Origin of the sequence: Shewanella spartinae (assembly GCF_019457555.1) — a bacterium.
Lineage (GTDB): Bacteria > Pseudomonadota > Gammaproteobacteria > Enterobacterales > Shewanellaceae > Shewanella > Shewanella loihica.
This window is the reverse complement of the sequence record NZ_CP080418.1, coordinates 152,802-169,924: the sequence shown is the minus strand read 5'-3', so window position 1 is coordinate 169,924 and position 17,123 is coordinate 152,802. Positions and strand designations below refer to the sequence as shown.

The window sequence follows — 17,123 nt, the reverse complement described above, 5'->3', positions numbered from 1 at the left end:
GATGGCCAAGTCTTACTCTTGATCCAACTCGATGTTAATACCGAGCGAACGGATCTCCTTCAGCAATACGTTGAAGGACTCAGGCATACCTGGTTGCATCTGATGGTTACCGTCGACGATGTTCTTATACATCTGAGTACGACCGTTAACGTCATCAGACTTAACAGTAAGCATTTCTTGTAGCGTGTAAGCGGCACCGTATGCTTCAAGTGCCCATACTTCCATCTCACCGAAACGCTGACCACCAAACTGAGCTTTACCGCCCAGAGGCTGCTGAGTAACAAGACTGTAAGAACCTGTTGAACGCGCGTGCATCTTATCGTCAACCAAGTGGTTAAGTTTAAGCATGTACATGTAACCTACGGTTACTGGACGTTCAAACTCGTTACCGGTACGACCATCAAACAACTTCAGCTGTCCAGAGGTTGGCAGACCTGCTAGTTCAAGCATGTCCTTAATCTCTTTCTCTTTCGCGCCGTCGAATGCTGGAGTCGCAGTCGGAATACCGCCTTTGAGGTTCTTAGCAAGACGTAGAACTTCTTCATCGGTGAACGAGTCGATATCGACCTGCTGCTGCACGTCTTCACCCAGTTCGTACACCTTCTTGATGTAGCCACGAAGCTCTGCAAGTTCACGCTGCTCTTCGAGCATAGCGGTGATGCGATCACCAATGCCCTTGGCCGCGGCACCTAAGTGCACTTCGAGAACCTGACCTATGTTCATACGTGATGGTACACCTAGTGGGTTCAATACGATGTCCACTGGGTTACCGTTTTCGTCGTACGGCATATCTTCGATTGGGTTGATCTTAGAGATCACACCCTTGTTACCGTGACGACCCGCCATCTTGTCACCAGGTTGGATAGTACGTTTAACCGCCAGGTAAACCTTAACGATCTTCAGTACGCCAGGCGCCAAGTCATCACCTTGGGTGATCTTGCGGCGTTTGATTTCAAATTTCTTATCGAAATCGGCTTTCAGCTCTTCATGCTGCTCGGCGAGTTGCTCGAGTTCAGTCTGCTTAGTTTCGTCTTCAATGGTTTGTACCAGTAGTTGAGGACGTGGCAGAGCATCAAGCTCGGCTTCGGCAAAACCTGCTCCAATGAGAAGGTTACGCGCACGACCGAAGACACCTTCTTCAAGGATCTTGAACTCTTCGGTCAGGTCTTTCTTAGCCTGAGCGATGTGCATCTCTTCGATTTCAACAGCACGCTTGTCTTTCTCAACGCCGTCACGGGTAAATACCTGAACGTCGATGATGGTACCCTTAACAGAGTTAGGGACACGCAGTGAGCTGTCTTTAACGTCAGAAGCCTTCTCACCGAAGATAGCGCGTAGCAGCTTCTCTTCAGGGGTCAGCTGAGTCTCGCCCTTAGGCGTAACCTTACCAACCAGGATGTCGCCACCCTTCACTTCTGCACCGATGTAAACGATACCTGATTCATCCAGCTTAGACAGCGCAGACTCACCTACGTTTGGAATATCGGCGGTGATCTCCTCGCTACCCAGCTTAGTATCACGAGCAATACAAGAAAGCTCTTGAATATGGATAGTGGTGAAACGATCCTCTTGCGCAACGCGCTCAGAGATTAAGATCGAATCCTCGAAGTTATAACCGTTCCAAGGCATGAATGCGATACGCATGTTCTGACCAAGCGCCAGGTCACCCAGGTCGGTAGATGGACCATCTGCAAGTACGTCACCACGAACCACTGGCTCGCCAACGCTACAACATGGACGCTGGTTGATACAGGTGTTCTGGTTAGAACGGGTGTACTTGGTCAGGTTGTAGATGTCGATACCGGCTTCACCAGGAGTCAGCTCGTCTTCGTTAACCTTAACCACGATGCGGCTCGCATCGACATAGTCAACGTAACCACCACGCTTAGCGGCAACAACTACGCCTGAGTCAACGGCCAATGTACGCTCAATACCAGTACCTACTAGCGGCTTGTCAGCTCTAAGTGTTGGTACTGCCTGACGTTGCATGTTCGCACCCATCAATGCACGGTTCGCGTCATCGTGTTCTAGGAACGGAATCAGAGAGGCTGCCACAGAGATGATCTGCTGTGGTGATACGTCCATGTACTGAACGTCTGCTGCACGCATAAAGGTAGATTCACCCTTATGACGACAAGCGATCTGCTCTTCAACCATACGGCCATCGGCATCGACTTCGATGTTAGCCTGTGCGATCACGTAACGACCTTCTTCGATAGCAGACAGGTAATCCACCTGATCTGTGATCACACCATCAACCACTTTGCGGTATGGTGTTTCGAGGAAACCGTAAGAGTTGGTGCGCGCGAAGCTTGCCAACGAGTTGATCAGACCGATGTTTGGACCTTCAGGGGTCTCAATTGGACATAGACGACCATAGTGAGTTGGGTGAACGTCTCGAACCTCGAAACCTGCACGCTCACGGGTCAGACCGCCTGGGCCAAGCGCAGAGATACGACGCTTGTGTGTCACTTCTGACAGCGGGTTGTTCTGGTCCATGAATTGAGACAGCTGAGAAGAACCGAAGAACTCTTTCACTGCCGCAGAAATCGGCTTAGCGTTGATCAGATCTTGTGGCATCAGCTCGTTAAGATCGCCAAGAGACAGACGCTCACGTACGGCACGTTCTACACGAACGAGACCAACACGGAACTGGTTCTCAGCCATTTCACCAACACTACGGATACGACGGTTACCCAGGTGGTCGATATCGTCGACTTCATCGTTACCGTTACGGATTTCGATGATCTTCTGCATTACTGCAACGATATCTTCTTTGGTCAGGATACCTGTACCTTCATCGTCATCGATACCGAGACGACGGTTGAACTTCATACGACCCACTTTAGACAGGTCGTAACGCTCTTCACTGAAGAAGAGGTTTTGGAATAGCGCTTCGGCAGCATCCTTGGTTGGCGGCTCGCCAGGACGCATCATACGATAGATCTCAACCAGCGCCTCTAGGCGGTTAGTAGTTGAATCGATACGTAGGGTGTCGGAGATATAGGCACCGTGGTCAAGCTCGTTGACGTATAGGGTGTCGATATCTTTGATGCCGGCCATAGACAGCTTAGCAAGATCTTCCAGGCTGATTTCGGCGTTAGCAGAAACCAGTACTTCGCCCGTATCTGGGTCGATGTAGTCTTGTGCAGCAATCTTGCCTGAGATGTACTCAACAGGTACTTCAAGCTCTGTGGTGTTGGTCTTTTCAAGTTGACGAATGTGGCGCGCAGTAATACGACGGCCCTTCTCAACTATGATGTTACCTTCAGCATCTTTGATGTCGTAGCTGGCTGTCTCACCACGCAGGCGATCGGCAACCAGTGCCATGACTAGGCTATCTTTCTTGATCTTGTACTGAACACGTTCGAAGAACAGATCGAGAATATCTTGAGTAGAGTAGTCAAGTGCACGCAGTATGATAGACGCCGCAAGCTTACGACGACGGTCGATACGTACAAACAGTGCATCTTTAGGATCGAACTCGAAGTCCAACCATGAGCCACGGTAAGGAATAATACGTGCGTTATAAAGTACCTTACCTGAAGAGTGGGTCTTACCACGGTCGTGATCGAAGAATACACCAGGAGAACGGTGCAGCTGAGAAACGATAACACGCTCAGTACCATTGATAACAAAGGTACCGTTTTCAGTCATCAGAGGGATATCCCCCATATAGACTTCTTGTTCTTTAATGTCTTTAACTGTGCCAGGCGCAGCTTCACGATCATACAGCACCATACGCAGTTTAACGCGTAGTGGAGCAGAGTATGTAACACCGCGAATTTGACACTCTTTCACATCAAAAACTGGCTCACCTAGCTTATAGCTGACATATTGCAGCTCTGAATTACCAGAAAAGCTCTTGATGGGAAAAACGCTACGGAAAGCGGCTTCTAAACCACGCTCACCTGTAGGATCTTGATCGGTGAACTTCTTAAACGAGTCCAACTGGATTGACAGAAGGTAAGGGATATCCAACACTTGTGGACGCTTACCAAAGTCTTTGCGAATACGCTTCTTTTCAGAATAGGAGTAAACCATGGGTTTCCTCTGATTGCGAGATGTGACCAAGACTGAAACAACGCTGGGTTGCAACAGCACGTTTGCCCATCACCGTTGAAAGCAAGAACCTAACCAATAATCTCTGCTAGGGACTGCGAAATCTGGCGACAAACGGTGAATAAAAAATCGCCTACGCTTACAGCGCAAAAAAGGCCGACGGTTAAAAAACCGCCAGCCTCCGCCCGATCACTCGGGAGGTTGTAAGTTAGAGTATAACTTACTTGATCTCTACTTGAGCACCAGCTTCTTCAAGCTCTTTCTTCAGTGCTTCAGCTTCTTCTTTAGAGATGCCTTCTTTAACAGCTACTGGAGCTGATTCAGCCATACCCTTGGCTTCTTTCAGGCCTAGACCTGTAGCGCCACGAAGAGCTTTAATTACTGCAACTTTGTTGTCGCCGTGAGAAGTCATAACTACGTCAAACTCTGTCTTCTCTTCAGCAGCAGCGCCTGCATCAGCACCACCAGAAACAACAGCAGCAGCGGCAGAAACGCCGAACTTCTCTTCCATTGCTTCGATTAGTTCAACAACTTCCATTACAGACATAGCTGCAAGGGCTTCTAAGATTTGGTCTTTAGTGATAGACATAACAAAAAATTCCTAATTGTACTGAATTCAATTTATTTAAGCGGCTTGTAAAATTAAGCAGCTTCTTTCTGATCGCGTAGAGCGGCCAATGTACGAACGAACTTGCCAGCAGATGCTTCTTTCATAGTCATCATGAACTGTGCTAGTGCTTCTTCGTATGTTGGTAGTTTTGCTAAACGATCAATGTCGCTTGCAGGGATTAATTCCCCTTCAAAGGCTGCTGCTTTGATTTCAAAGTTCCCTTGAGCTTTCGCGAAATCTTTAAGAAGACGCGCAGCGGCACCTGGGTGCTCGTTAGAGAATGCAATCAAAGTAGGACCAGTAAACGTTTCGCTTAGGCACTCGAAATCAGTACCTTCAACAGCGCGCTTAACTAGTGTGTTACGTACAACTTTAATGTAAACACCAGATTCACGAGCGGTTTTACGAAGACCGGTCATATCACCTACAGTCACACCGCGAGAATCGGCAACAACTGCAGATAAAGCACCTTTGGCAGCTTCGTTGACTTCAGCAACAATCGCTTTTTTGTCTTCGAGTCTTAATGCCATTGGCTTTACTCCTGGATTCAATCTAGGGATATCCCTAGCAATTACCATACTAAGTATTAAATACTCAGTTACTTACGGCGCGAATATCCAGGCAGAATAAATCTATCTGGGGTCCGACACCGTCTACGTAGGGAATTAAGCTAACGTCTATTCGTTAACACCTACGGTCTTGGACGTGAACCATTTGCACGAATGAAAATGGTCCTCAACCCACAAGGTGCGCGCATTATAGACTAATCCCCGCACCTTGTAAAACAAGCTAAGAAATTAAGCAGTTGGGTTCAGAGTGCTCTGATCAACCGCAACACCTGCACCCATAGTGGTAGAGATGCTTACTTTCTTAACGAAAACGCCTTTCGCTGCAGCTGGCTTAGCTTTGATAAGCGCGCCTAGCAGAGCGTCTAGGTTTTCTTTCAGTTGAACTGGTTCGAAGTCCACTTTACCGATGGTAGTGTGGATGATACCGTTCTTGTCGTTGCGGTAACGAACCTGACCAGCTTTAGCGTTCTTAACAGCTTCAGCAACGTTAGGCGTTACAGTGCCAGTCTTAGGGTTAGGCATCAGACCACGTGGGCCCAGGATTTGGCCTAACTGACCAACAACGCGCATTGCATCTGGAGATGCGATAACTACGTCGAAGTTCATTTCACCAGCTTTAACTTGTGCAGCAAGCTCGTCCATACCAACTAGCTCAGCACCGGCTTCTTTAGCGGCGTCAGCGTTAGCACCTTGAGTAAACACAGCAACACGTACTTCACGACCAGTACCGTGTGGCAGAACAGTCGCGCCACGAACGTTTTGGTCTGATTTACGTGGGTCAACACCTAGGTTAACCGCAACGTCAACACTTTCAACGAACTTAGCAGTAGCTAGTTCTTTCAGTAGTGCAACAGCTTCGTTGATGTCGTAGCTCTTAGTCGCTTCTACTTTCTCGCGGATCAAACGCGCGCGTTTAGTTAGCTTTGCCATGATATTAATCCTCTACTACCAAACCCATTGAACGCGCAGTACCTTCGATTGAGCGAGTCATCGCTTCAATGTCAGCACCAGTCATATCAGCGGCTTTAGTCTCAGCGATTTCCTGGACAGCGCTACGCTTGATAGTTCCCACTTTTTCAGTGTTAGGACGGCCTGAACCAGACTTAAGACCAGCAGCTTTAAGCAGCAGGAATGAAGCAGGTGGAGTCTTAGTTTCAAAAGTGAAAGAGCGATCAGTGTAAACAGTGATCACAACAGGAATTGGCATACCTTTCTCGAACTTTTCAGTACGAGCGTTGAATGCTTTACAGAATTCCATGATGTTGACACCTTTTTGACCCAATGCAGGACCAACTGGTGGCGACGGGTTTGCAGCACCGGCTGCTACTTGTAGTTTGATGTAACCATCAACTTTCTTTGCCATGAGACATTTTCCTCAAGTTTGGGTACAAACGCTAGCGGCGACATGCCGATTAGCTCCCCGAAAATAATGGGTGCGGATTATACAAAAATCCGCACCCATTTCCAATACGTTTTGTGCTTTATTTAATCAGCTTTTTTCGATCTGGCTGAAATCTAGCTCTACCGGTGTTGAACGACCGAAGATCATTACAGACACCTTAACGCGGTTCTTCTCGTAGTCGACCTCTTCAACGGTACCGTTAAAGTCGGCAAAAGGACCGTCGGTTACGCGAACCACTTCACCAGGCTCGAACATCACGCGGTGAGTCGGAGACTCTGTCGTCTCTTGTAGACGCTGCAGAATCGCTTCAGCTTCGCGATCAGAGATAGGCGCTGGACGATCAGAGGTACCACCGATAAAGCCCATCACACGAGGGATGCTCTTCACCAAGTGCCAGCTTTCATCGTTCATTTCCATCTGTACCAACACATAGCCAGGGAAGAACTTACGCTCGCTCTTACGACGCTGGCCTGCACGCATCTCAACCACTTCCTCTGTAGGTACTAGTACCTCGCCGAAGTAATGCTCCATGCCGTGCATTTTGATGTGTTCAAGCAATGATTTGCATACACGACCTTCATAACCAGAAAAGGCCTGAACCACATACCATCTTTTTTTAGCTTCAGTCATATGAAATGCCTATACGCCCGTAATAAAATTAACAATTCTCAGCAGTACCGCATCCATTCCCCACAGAACCAATGCCAGTACGCCTGTTGCCAGTAGTACGATAAATGTCGTGTTTAGGGCTTCTTGACGCGTCGGCCATACCACTTTACGCACTTCAATGTGAGACTCGCGAGCGAAAGTCAGCGCTTGTTTACCCTTCTCGGTTTGAAGCGCGATAAAACCTGCTATAGCAAATGCCACTACGACACCGATAGCACGAACTAATACACTAGCTTCGCTATACATCTGATTAGCAATAATGGCGGCCGCTAGCAGTACGACTACTATGCCCCATTTAACGATATCCAGAGAGCTTCCCTGGTTTTCAGTATTTGTTGTCATCGGTTAATTCCGTTACTCACTACGACCTGAGCTTAAGTCTGGCCGGGCATAAAAAACTCGCAAGTGCTGAGATTGCCCAGTCCATACCACTAACATTCTCCGAACTTACTCCCAGAGCAAGCAGTAAGCCCAGAGGGTCAAAAATCGGCCATAGATTGTATTCTTATTCCGCGCAGTAAGCAAGGCTAAGCCGCACAAGGATAAGCACAATATCTGGGAGTTCTAAAACAAAAAAGGCAGCCTAAGCTGCCTTTTTCAGTGTGTTTGTAAAATCAAATGCTATTAAGCGATGATCTTAGCTACAACACCAGCACCAACTGTACGGCCACCTTCACGGATAGCGAAACGTAGACCTTCGTCCATCGCGATTGGGCAGATCAGAGTAACAACCATCTTGATGTTGTCACCAGGCATTACCATTTCAACGCCTTCTGGCAGTTCGATAGTACCGGTTACGTCAGTTGTACGGAAGTAGAACTGTGGACGGTAGCCCTTGAAGAATGGAGTGTGACGACCACCTTCTTCTTTTGACAGTACGTATACTTCTGATTCGAACTGAGTGTGTGGAGTGATTGAACCAGGCTGAGCCAGTACTTGACCACGCTCAACTTCATCACGCTTAGTACCACGTAGTAGTACACCACAGTTCTCACCTGCACGACCTTCGTCAAGCAGCTTACGGAACATTTCAACACCAGTACAAGTAGTCTTAGTAGTGTCTTTGATACCTACGATTTCTACTTCGTCACCAACTTTAACGATACCGCGCTCAACACGACCAGTTACAACAGTACCACGGCCTGAGATTGAGAATACGTCTTCGATTGGCAGAATGAATGCACCGTCGATTGCACGCTCTGGCTCTGGAATGTAAGAGTCTAGTGCTTCAGCTAGTTCTAGGATCTTAGCTTCCCACTCTGGCTCGCCTTCTAGGGCTTTCAGAGCTGAACCCTGGATAACTGGTAGGTCATCACCTGGGAAGTCGTATTCAGATAGTAGTTCACGAACTTCCATCTCTACTAGTTCTAGCAGCTCTTCATCGTCAACCATGTCACACTTGTTCATGAATACGATGATGAAAGGTACACCTACCTGACGAGAAAGCAGGATGTGCTCACGAGTCTGTGGCATTGGACCATCAGTAGAAGCTACTACTAGGATAGCGCCGTCCATCTGTGCAGCACCAGTGATCATGTTTTTAACATAGTCAGCGTGGCCTGGGCAGTCTACGTGTGCGTAGTGACGAGTTGGAGTGTCGTACTCGATGTGAGAGGTATTGATGGTAATACCGCGCTCACGCTCTTCTGGAGCGTTATCGATCTGTGCGAAATCTTTAGCTTCACCACCGTACGTCTTAGTCAGTACGTGAGAGATAGCAGCTGTAAGAGTTGTTTTACCATGGTCAACGTGACCGATGGTGCCCACGTTTACGTGAGGTTTGCTACGTTCAAATTTTTCTTTAGCCATGGTATTGCCCCAATTAAGAGATACTTGGTGATGAAATCTACATACAACAAAAAATCCGATGCCTATTATGTCATCGAATCGATTTAATTAAGATAATTACGGAAGCTTAGTTGGGAAGGCTGAAGGCAGTTTATCGTGAACTGGACCCTGTTGGGCTGGCTCATAGATACGGGCACAATCAGCGAAAATTGGAGCGGATGGCGGGAATCGAACCCGCGTTATCAGCTTGGAAGGCTGGAGTAATACCATTATACGACATCCGCGCAACCTAACTAAGGTTACCTAACTACCTAGAAAAATGGTGGAGGGAGAAGGATTCGAACCTTCGAAGGCTGAGCCGTCAGATTTACAGTCTGATCCCTTTGGCCACTCGGGAACCCCTCCAGAGAAATGGTGCCGGCACCAAGAGTCGAACTCGGGACCTACTGATTACAAGTCAGTTGCTCTACCAACTGAGCTATGCCGGCGTGTCATTTCGGTAGCGGATATTAGGTAATCGTGAGCACAAGTGCAATACCTAATTTTAAAAATCTGCAAAAAAATCGCCTAAACGTCGTTTTTTCCGCCACGCAAGCCTCAGAAAGTGCACTATTTACCCACTAAGCTTCGACAGGTTAATAAGCCATTATGGAATCGTGTTTTTGATGTTGTTCCACCGAGGTCTATGGTGTACTGTGCCTTGCCTAAGGGGAGATTTCATTCATGCGCGCCAACAACCAAATTCACAATGCACTCTATCTCGCATTTGCCCGCCAGCAGTGGGCCGAGCTGCGAAAATCAGTGCCTCTGACACTCAGCGAATCCGATCTCGACGATCTGCGCGGTATCAACGAATCTATCTCCCTCGATGAAGTCACCGACATCTATCTGCCCCTGAGCCGCCTGCTGAATCTAATCGTCGGCGCCAAGCAGCAGAGAGGACTGGTCTTGAATCAGTTCCTCGGTCGTGTGCCGCCTAAGCGTCCCTATATTATCAGCATCGCCGGCAGTGTCGCGGTAGGCAAAAGCACTACGGCGCGTATCCTACAGGCGTTGTTGCGTCAGTGGCCCGAGCACCCCAAGGTGGATCTGGTCACCACAGATGGCTTTCTATATCCCCTGTCCGAACTCAAACGCCGCGGACTGCTACAGCGTAAGGGATTTCCAGAAAGCTATGATATGAAACTGCTGGTCGAGTTCATCTCCAAGATCAAGGCAGGTGAGAGTCTGGTACATGCCCCTATCTATTCGCATATCAGTTACGACAGGGTGGCCGATACCCAGCAGGCCATAGAACAGCCCGATATCCTGATCATCGAAGGGCTCAACGTGCTGCAGACGGGGCAGGATACCCATGTAGCCATACAGCAGCCCTTCGTGTCCGACTTTGTCGACTTCTCTATCTATGTGGATGCCGAAGAGCCGCTGCTCAAGGAGTGGTATATCTCCCGCTTCCTCAAATTCCGCACCGGCGCCTTTAGCGACCCTAACTCATACTTCCATCACTATTCAGAGCTGACTGACGATGAGGCCACCAAGATAGCCGCCAACATCTGGGACAGCATCAACGGCCCTAACCTGAATCTGAATATTCTGCCCACACGGGACAGGGCGCATCTTATCCTGCGCAAGGGAACAGATCATATGATGCACCAGGTGCTGATGCGTAAATAGGCTAACACTAGGTAGCCTGTCACTTGCATTTACTCACAGATAGACAAACGGCCATCAAAAGATGGCCGTTTTGTTATGCGGGACGCATGGAGATCTCACCGCCGACGAAGGCCTTAGTGCCCTCCTCCGTCTTAAGCAGTATTGCTCCCTGCTCGTCGATGCCGCAGCAGATCCCCTCGACGCTATTCTCTCCCATCAACAGCTTGATAGGCTCACCGTCGAACAGATCGGCCTCGCGCCATCTTGACTGGAATGCCTTCAGGCCTTGGCGTTGAAACAATTCGAGATCTGTCACTAATTGCTGCTGCAGTGCAATCATCAATTCCGTTTTGTCCGGCAATTGCGCCAACTCAGACAGATCGCTCCAGGGCTGATCTATCTTATCCGCCTGCGCCGGCGACATAGAGAGGTTGATGCCTATACCTATCACCAGGTCACAAACACTGTCTGCCTGGCCACTCATCTCGATCAGTATCCCCGCAAGCTTCTTATGGTTGAGGTAGATGTCGTTCGGCCACTTAACCCCTATGCCATCGACTCCCAGTGAACGCAGCACTGTTACCAAAGAGCAGCCTACCACCAAGCTAAGCCCCATCGCCTGGGCCATCCCCTGAGAAAACTGCCAATAGAAGGAGGTATAGAGGTGGCATCCATAGGGAGATACCCATTGACGCCCGCGGCGTCCACGCCCGGCAGACTGATACTCGGCCACACAGATATCGCCACTGCTGAGATCCTTCACATGCTCGAGTAGGAAACCATTGGTGCTGTTGATCTCATTAAAATAGAAGCAGCGATTCTTGATAGCGGCCTTAAGCTTAGCCTCATCGATAAGCGAGATAGGTGTGGCTAACTTATAGCCCTTGCCTTTAACGCTATAGATGTCGACACCAAACTCTTCTAAGTTGGCTACCTGCTTGCTGACTGCCGCCCGAGAGATGCCGAGCTCACTGGCCAGCGCCTCGCCAGACACAAACTGGCCCTGACTCAACAAACGAATAATATCCCGGCGACGGGCCCACTGATCATGCATCTGCTAATTCCTTCTGTCCGGTTGCGCCTATGATCCTAGGTTCGACCTCTAACCTTACGCCAAATTGTTCGAATATCCTATCTATCACCAACTTCGCCAAGTCACATACATCCTGCCCCCTACAGCCCCCTCTGTTAACAATGACTAAGGCCTGTTTAAGATGAACCGATGCATTGCCGACAGACTGCCCCTTGAGTCCTGCCTTGTCGATCAACCAGCCAGCCGCTAACTTGACCTGTGAATCCGCGAGCGCATAACCGACTATGTCGGCATATTGCTGCCTAAGCGCGTCGAATGTTTGCTGGCTCACCACAGGGTTTTTAAAGAAGCTGCCGACGTTACCTAACACGGCAGGATCGGGCAGTTTGGCCATGCGTGTCTCGCAGATGCAGTCGAACACCTCTCTTGGGGTCACCGCTTGGGTACGTTCGCTCAATGCCTGCAATGGGCCATAGCTGAGATTAGGTTGCCACGCCTTGGGTAGCACGAGGCCCACCCGCAAGATCACGGCGCGATGCTTTAGGGCATTCTTGAAGATAGATTCTCGGTAGGCAAACTGGCATTCGCCACCATTCAGCCGTTTTATCTCACCGCTAGCGAGGTCGAGATATTCGACCCAATCGCAGAACTGTGCCAGCTCTGCGCCATAGGCACCGATATTTTGGATAGGCGCGGCGCCGACAGAACCCGGAATCAACGCGAGGTTCTCAAGTCCTGGCATCTCATTATCGAGACAGAACTTGATGAGATCATGCCACACCTCACCAGCCTCGACACTGAGGTAATAGCATTGGTCATCCTGACTCACCTCAATTCCCTTGGTCTCCACTAATACGGCTGTTCCTTGGAAGGTCTCGATGAGCACAATATTACTACCGCCACCTATCAGCAATAGCGGCTCCTGCTGCTTAAAGGCCTTCAAACAGACGGCAATAAGCTCGGCCTCCTGCCTTGCCCTAACCAATCGAAAGCAGTCAGCCTTAAGGCCCAGGGTATTAAATTGCGTTAAAGAGTCAGTGTTCTTGGAGTCCATAGAGGAAGCGTGATTTATGTCTGTCAGCCAAAAAAGCCATTGTAACGTATCTAACCCCGGCAACCTAAATCCCAACAAAGATTAATCTTGATGGAGCTCATGATTCACTTATGAATGGACACTGAAAATAGGAAGGATCGTACCGGTCGGCAATCGACACCTGTAAAAAGGATACCCATACAGTTGCTAACAGAGCTGCGAAGAGTATCGACCTACTTAAAACATTTTCTTCGCTCTCGTTGATAGATGTTCAATCTCACATGGGGGCGTAAGACATACGATTAGAACTGAACACAGGAATAAACATTCCAGTTACTTTGTCAAAAACAAAAGAACGGTAGCAGCAGAAAATGACCTACTCGGTTCGCGTAGCGAACACATGGGGGTGAAAGTGAGGCGCTTTAAATACGCAGTATTTAGCCTCACTTGAACGCGGAGAAGCTATGCTTCGTAGCCGGAGACCCCGCTCAGCGGTGGGACGACATCGGGAGTAGGCATTCATGCCTACATAAGTGAATAAGCCACCTGATTTTAATTAAGGTGGTTTCGAGAGGGGATACTGATAATTTCATAAACCCCAAACGCAAAAAAGCCACCTTATTCAGGTGGCTTCTTCACTTAATTAGGCGCCTGGAAATGACCTACTCTCACATGGGGAGACCCCACACTACCATCGGCGCGATTGCGTTTCACTTCTGAGTTCGGGATGGGATCAGGTGGGACCACAATGCTATGGTTTCCAGACAAAATTGGAAATTCGGAAAGCTGCTTGAGTTCGCACTTCAATCAAGTACTTTTGTATTCTTTTGATTACGTAAAACCATCGTACGAAACCCTTTTGGGTTGTATGGTTAAGCCTCACGAGTCATTAGTACAGGTTAGCTCAACGCCTCACAACGCTTACACACCCTGCCTATCAACGTCCTAGTCTCGGACGGCTCTTTAGAGACCTTAAAGGTCTAGGGATGACTCATCTTAGGGCTCGCTTCCCGCTTAGATGCTTTCAGCGGTTATCGATTCCGAACGTAGCTACCGGGCAATGCCATTGGCATGACAACCCGAACACCAGCGGTTCGTCCACTCCGGTCCTCTCGTACTAGGAGCAGCTCCCTTCAATCATCCAACGCCCACGGCAGATAGGGACCGAACTGTCTCACGACGTTCTGAACCCAGCTCGCGTACCACTTTAAATGGCGAACAGCCATACCCTTGGGACCGACTTCAGCCCCAGGATGTGATGAGCCGACATCGAGGTGCCAAACACCGCCGTCGATATGAACTCTTGGGCGGTATCAGCCTGTTATCCCCGGAGTACCTTTTATCCGTTGAGCGATGGCCCTTCCATTCAGAACCACCGGATCACTATGACCTGCTTTCGCACCTGCTCGACGTGTATGTCTCGCAGTTAAGCTGGCTTATGCCATTGCACTAACCGTACGATGTCCGACCGTACTTAGCCAACCTTCGTGCTCCTCCGTTACTCTTTGGGAGGAGACCGCCCCAGTCAAACTACCCACCAGGCACTGTCCTCAACCCCGATTCAGGGGCCAGAGTTAGAACATCAACACTACAAGGGTGGTATTTCAAGGATGACTCCACGAGAACTGGCGTTCCCGCTTCAAAGTCTCCCACCTATCCTACACATGTAGGGTCAATGTTCAGTGCCAAGCTATAGTAAAGGTTCACGGGGTCTTTCCGTCTAGCCGCGGGTATACGGCATCTTCACCGCAATTTCAACTTCACTGAGTCTCGGCTGGAGACAGCGTGGCCATCATTACGCCATTCGTGCAGGTCGGAACTTACCCGACAAGGAATTTCGCTACCTTAGGACCGTTATAGTTACGGCCGCCGTTTACCGGGGCTTCGATCATGAGCTTCTCCGAAGATAACCCAATCAATTAACCTTCCGGCACCGGGCAGGCGTCACACCGTATACGTCATCTTGCGATTTTGCACAGTGCTGTGTTTTTGATAAACAGTTGCAGCCACCTGGTATCTGCGACTCCCGTCAGCTTAGAGAGCAAGTCTCATCACCAACAGGAGCGTACCTTCTCCCGAAGTTACGGTACCATTTTGCCTAGTTCCTTCAGCCGAGTTCTCTCAAGCGCCTTGGTATTCTCTACCCGACCACCTGTGTCGGTTTGGGGTACGATTCCTGCTAACCTGAAGCTTAGAAGATTTTCCTGGAAGCATGGCATCAACTACTTCATCACCGTAGTGACTCGTCATCAACTCTCAGTATTAGGTACCCGGATTTGCCTAAGTACCCTACCTACAGCCTTAAACGCGGACAACCAACGCCGCGCTAGCCTAGCCTTCTCCGTCTCTCCATCGCAGTTAGCAGAAGTACGGGAATATTAACCCGTTTCCCATCGACTACGCCTTTCGGCCTCGCCTTAGGGGTCGACTCACCCTGCCCCGATTAACGTTGGACAGGAACCCTTGGTCTTTCGGCGAGGAGGTTTTTCACCCCCTTTATCGTTACTCATGTCAGCATTCGCACTTCTGATACCTCCAGCGTGGGTTACCCCTTCACCTTCAACGGCTTACAGAACGCTCCTCTACCGCACTAGCGCAAGCGCTAGTACCCATAGCTTCGGTGTATTGCTTAGCCCCGTTATATCTTCCGCGCAGGCCGACTCGACTAGTGAGCTATTACGCTTTCTTTAAATGATGGCTGCTTCTAAGCCAACATCCTAGCTGTCTAAGCCTTCCCACATCGTTTCCCACTTAGCAATAACTTTGGGACCTTAGCTGATGGTCTGGGTTGTTTCCCTTTTCACGACGGACGTTAGCACCCGCCGTGTGTCTCCCGAGTAGTACTCATTGGTATTCGGAGTTTGCAAAGGGTTGGTAAGTCGGGATGACCCCCTAGCCTTAACAGTGCTCTACCCCCAATGGTATTCGCTCGAGGCGCTACCTAAATAGCTTTCGAGGAGAACCAGATATCTCCCGGTTTGATTGGCCTTTCACCCCCAGCCACAAGTCATCACCGCATTTTTCAACATACGTGTGTTCGGTCCTCCAGTTGATGTTACTCAACCTTCAACCTGCCCATGGCTAGATCACCGGGTTTCGGGTCTACACCTTGCAACTAAACGCGCAGTTAACACTCGGTTTCCCTACGGCTCCGCTATTCGCTTAACCTCGCTACAAAATGTAAGTCGCTGACCCATTATACAAAAGGTACGCAGTCACGGTCTCAAGAACCGCTCCCACTGCTTGTACGTATACGGTTTCAGGTTCTATTTCACTCCCCTCACAGGGGTTCTTTTCGCCTTTCCCTCACGGTACTGGTTCACTATCGGTCAGTCAGGAGTATTTAGCCTTGGAGGATGGTCCCCCCATATTCGAACAAGATATCACGTGTCCCGTCCTACTCGTTTTCACCTAAAGTTAGTTTTCATGTACGGGGCTATCACCCTGTATCGCTGTGCTTTCCAACACATTCCACTAACACCCTCTAGGCTTAAGGGCTAATCCCCGTTCGCTCGCCGCTACTAGGGGAATCTCGGTTGATTTCTTTTCCTAAGGGTACTTAGATGTTTCAGTTCCCCTCGTTCGCCTCACTAAGCTATGTATTCACTTAGTGATGACACCTTATGGTGCCGGGTTTCCCCATTCGGACATCGTTAGCTCAAATGCTTGTTACTAGCTCGCCAACGCTTTTCGCAAGTTACTACGTCCTTCATCGCCTCTGACTGCCAAGGCATCCACCGTATACGCTTAGTCACTTAACCATACAACCCAAATGAGTTTCATCTGAGCTGCATCGCAACTAACGGTTTCTACTTTCGCCAAAAGAATACTCAAGTCACTTGATTAAAGTGTGTTTTGAGAACTCAATTATTTTTCGCAATAACCTTTCGGTTATTACTATCAGCTTTCCAAATTTTTAAAGAGCGGGCTTAAAAAAGCCAAAGATAAATTCTGCATTTATCTTTGGCATCTCTAACCATAACTGCATGCTCTCTTTAAGAGCAAATGGTGGAGCTATGCGGGATCGAACCGCAGACCTCCTGCGTGCAAGGCAGGCGCTCTCCCAGCTGAGCTATAGCCCCATTACATGCAGCGAACAAAGTATACATTTTCCAATTCGCATTCTAATCAAGGCAGTTTAATGCGACGTTTAGCCTGCTAAACGAGTATTAAACTAACGAAGAGTAGAAAAGAATTGGTGGGTCAGAGTGGACTTGAACCACCGACCTCACCCTTATCAGGGGTGCGCTCTAACCAGCTGAGCTACAGACCCATTTATACTTGTTTCTTTGCTCCATCGCGTT

Annotated in this window: 11 protein-coding genes, 5 tRNA genes and 2 rRNA genes; 1 reads left to right on the top strand and 17 read right to left on the bottom strand. The window is 49.1% G+C overall.

The annotated features are described in order from the left end of the window. Positions 1 to 12: 12 nt before the first annotated feature. The 11 genes from rpoB to K0I31_RS00745 all read right to left on the bottom strand — a co-directional run bounded on the left by rpoB (position 13) and on the right by K0I31_RS00745 (position 9,588). Positions 13 to 4,044 (bottom strand): DNA-directed RNA polymerase subunit beta, encoded by a 4,032-nt coding sequence (gene rpoB / locus K0I31_RS00795; protein ID WP_011863960.1) that lies wholly within the window; start codon positions 4,042 to 4,044, stop codon positions 13 to 15. 238 nt (positions 4,045 to 4,282) lie between these two features. Then, the gene (rplL, locus tag K0I31_RS00790) at positions 4,283 to 4,651 is read right to left on the bottom strand and encodes a 50S ribosomal protein L7/L12 (RefSeq protein ID WP_011863959.1); all 369 of its coding nucleotides are present in this window, start codon (positions 4,649 to 4,651) and stop codon (positions 4,283 to 4,285) included. Between the two features lie 53 nt (positions 4,652 to 4,704). After that, a complete protein-coding gene (rplJ, locus tag K0I31_RS00785; RefSeq protein WP_011863958.1) occupies positions 4,705 to 5,202 on the bottom strand; it encodes a 50S ribosomal protein L10 in 498 nt (165 codons plus the stop codon). Between the two features lie 267 nt (positions 5,203 to 5,469). Further along, a complete protein-coding gene (rplA, locus tag K0I31_RS00780) occupies positions 5,470 to 6,171 on the bottom strand; it encodes a 50S ribosomal protein L1 (RefSeq protein WP_011863957.1) in 702 nt (233 codons plus the stop codon). A gap of 4 nt (positions 6,172 to 6,175) precedes the next feature. Further along, positions 6,176 to 6,604, bottom strand: coding sequence for a 50S ribosomal protein L11 (gene rplK / locus K0I31_RS00775; protein ID WP_011863956.1), 429 nt, complete (start codon positions 6,602 to 6,604; stop codon positions 6,176 to 6,178). A 126-nt stretch (positions 6,605 to 6,730) separates the two neighbouring features. Beyond that, positions 6,731 to 7,273: a transcription termination/antitermination protein NusG gene (nusG, locus tag K0I31_RS00770; RefSeq protein WP_144204495.1), complete on the bottom strand. Its 543-nt coding sequence runs from the start codon at positions 7,271 to 7,273 to the stop codon at positions 6,731 to 6,733. 9 nt (positions 7,274 to 7,282) lie between these two features. Further along, entirely contained in the window at positions 7,283 to 7,654 is a 372-nt protein-coding gene (secE, locus tag K0I31_RS00765) for a preprotein translocase subunit SecE (RefSeq protein ID WP_011863954.1), read from the bottom strand. Between the two features lie 282 nt (positions 7,655 to 7,936). Next, the gene (gene tuf / locus K0I31_RS00760; protein WP_011863953.1) at positions 7,937 to 9,121 is read right to left on the bottom strand and encodes an elongation factor Tu; all 1,185 of its coding nucleotides are present in this window, start codon (positions 9,119 to 9,121) and stop codon (positions 7,937 to 7,939) included. 189 nt (positions 9,122 to 9,310) lie between these two features. Beyond that, positions 9,311 to 9,384, bottom strand: a tRNA-Gly gene (locus tag K0I31_RS00755). 36 nt (positions 9,385 to 9,420) lie between these two features. Further along, positions 9,421 to 9,505: transfer RNA gene (locus tag K0I31_RS00750), tRNA-Tyr, on the bottom strand. Between the two features lie 7 nt (positions 9,506 to 9,512). Continuing rightward, positions 9,513 to 9,588 (bottom strand) — tRNA-Thr (locus K0I31_RS00745). Between the two features lie 235 nt (positions 9,589 to 9,823). Between K0I31_RS00745 and coaA the strand changes: the two genes are divergently transcribed. Then, complete coding sequence (gene coaA, locus K0I31_RS00740; RefSeq protein ID WP_011863952.1) at positions 9,824 to 10,774, top strand: type I pantothenate kinase; 951 nt, start codon at positions 9,824 to 9,826, stop codon at positions 10,772 to 10,774. Between the two features lie 73 nt (positions 10,775 to 10,847). Here coaA and birA read toward each other — a convergent pair whose 3' ends face one another. The 6 genes from birA to K0I31_RS00710 form a co-directional block, all read right to left on the bottom strand. Further along, complete coding sequence (gene birA / locus K0I31_RS00735; protein ID WP_220059587.1) at positions 10,848 to 11,807, bottom strand: bifunctional biotin--[acetyl-CoA-carboxylase] ligase/biotin operon repressor BirA; 960 nt, start codon at positions 11,805 to 11,807, stop codon at positions 10,848 to 10,850. Beyond that, a complete protein-coding gene (gene murB, locus K0I31_RS00730) occupies positions 11,800 to 12,840 on the bottom strand; it encodes a UDP-N-acetylmuramate dehydrogenase (protein ID WP_220079601.1) in 1,041 nt (346 codons plus the stop codon). Before murB ends, birA begins: the two co-directional genes overlap by 8 nt. Before the next feature lie 628 nt (positions 12,841 to 13,468). Then, positions 13,469 to 13,584: ribosomal RNA gene (gene rrf / locus K0I31_RS00725) — 5S ribosomal RNA — on the bottom strand. Between the two features lie 103 nt (positions 13,585 to 13,687). Then, positions 13,688 to 16,580 (bottom strand): 23S ribosomal RNA (locus K0I31_RS00720). Positions 16,581 to 16,825: 245 nt separating this feature from the next. Further along, positions 16,826 to 16,901: transfer RNA gene (locus K0I31_RS00715), tRNA-Ala, on the bottom strand. Between the two features lie 114 nt (positions 16,902 to 17,015). Beyond that, a tRNA-Ile gene (locus K0I31_RS00710) sits at positions 17,016 to 17,092 on the bottom strand. Between the last annotated feature and the right edge of the window lie 31 nt (positions 17,093 to 17,123).

Coding starts and splice junctions, on each gene's coding strand:
- rpoB (WP_011863960.1), bottom strand. CDS start 4,044: ATGGTTTACTCCTATTCTGAAAAGAAGCGTATTCGCAAAGACTTTGGT.
- rplL (WP_011863959.1), bottom strand. CDS start 4,651: ATGTCTATCACTAAAGACCAAATCTTAGAAGCCCTTGCAGCTATGTCT.
- rplJ (WP_011863958.1), bottom strand. CDS start 5,202: ATGGCATTAAGACTCGAAGACAAAAAAGCGATTGTTGCTGAAGTCAAC.
- rplA (WP_011863957.1), bottom strand. CDS start 6,171: ATGGCAAAGCTAACTAAACGCGCGCGTTTGATCCGCGAGAAAGTAGAA.
- rplK (WP_011863956.1), bottom strand. CDS start 6,604: ATGGCAAAGAAAGTTGATGGTTACATCAAACTACAAGTAGCAGCCGGT.
- nusG (WP_144204495.1), bottom strand. CDS start 7,273: ATGACTGAAGCTAAAAAAAGATGGTATGTGGTTCAGGCCTTTTCTGGT.
- secE (WP_011863954.1), bottom strand. CDS start 7,654: ATGACAACAAATACTGAAAACCAGGGAAGCTCTCTGGATATCGTTAAA.
- tuf (WP_011863953.1), bottom strand. CDS start 9,121: ATGGCTAAAGAAAAATTTGAACGTAGCAAACCTCACGTAAACGTGGGC.
- coaA (WP_011863952.1), top strand. CDS start 9,824: ATGCGCGCCAACAACCAAATTCACAATGCACTCTATCTCGCATTTGCC.
- birA (WP_220059587.1), bottom strand. CDS start 11,807: ATGCATGATCAGTGGGCCCGTCGCCGGGATATTATTCGTTTGTTGAGT.
- murB (WP_220079601.1), bottom strand. CDS start 12,840: ATGGACTCCAAGAACACTGACTCTTTAACGCAATTTAATACCCTGGGC.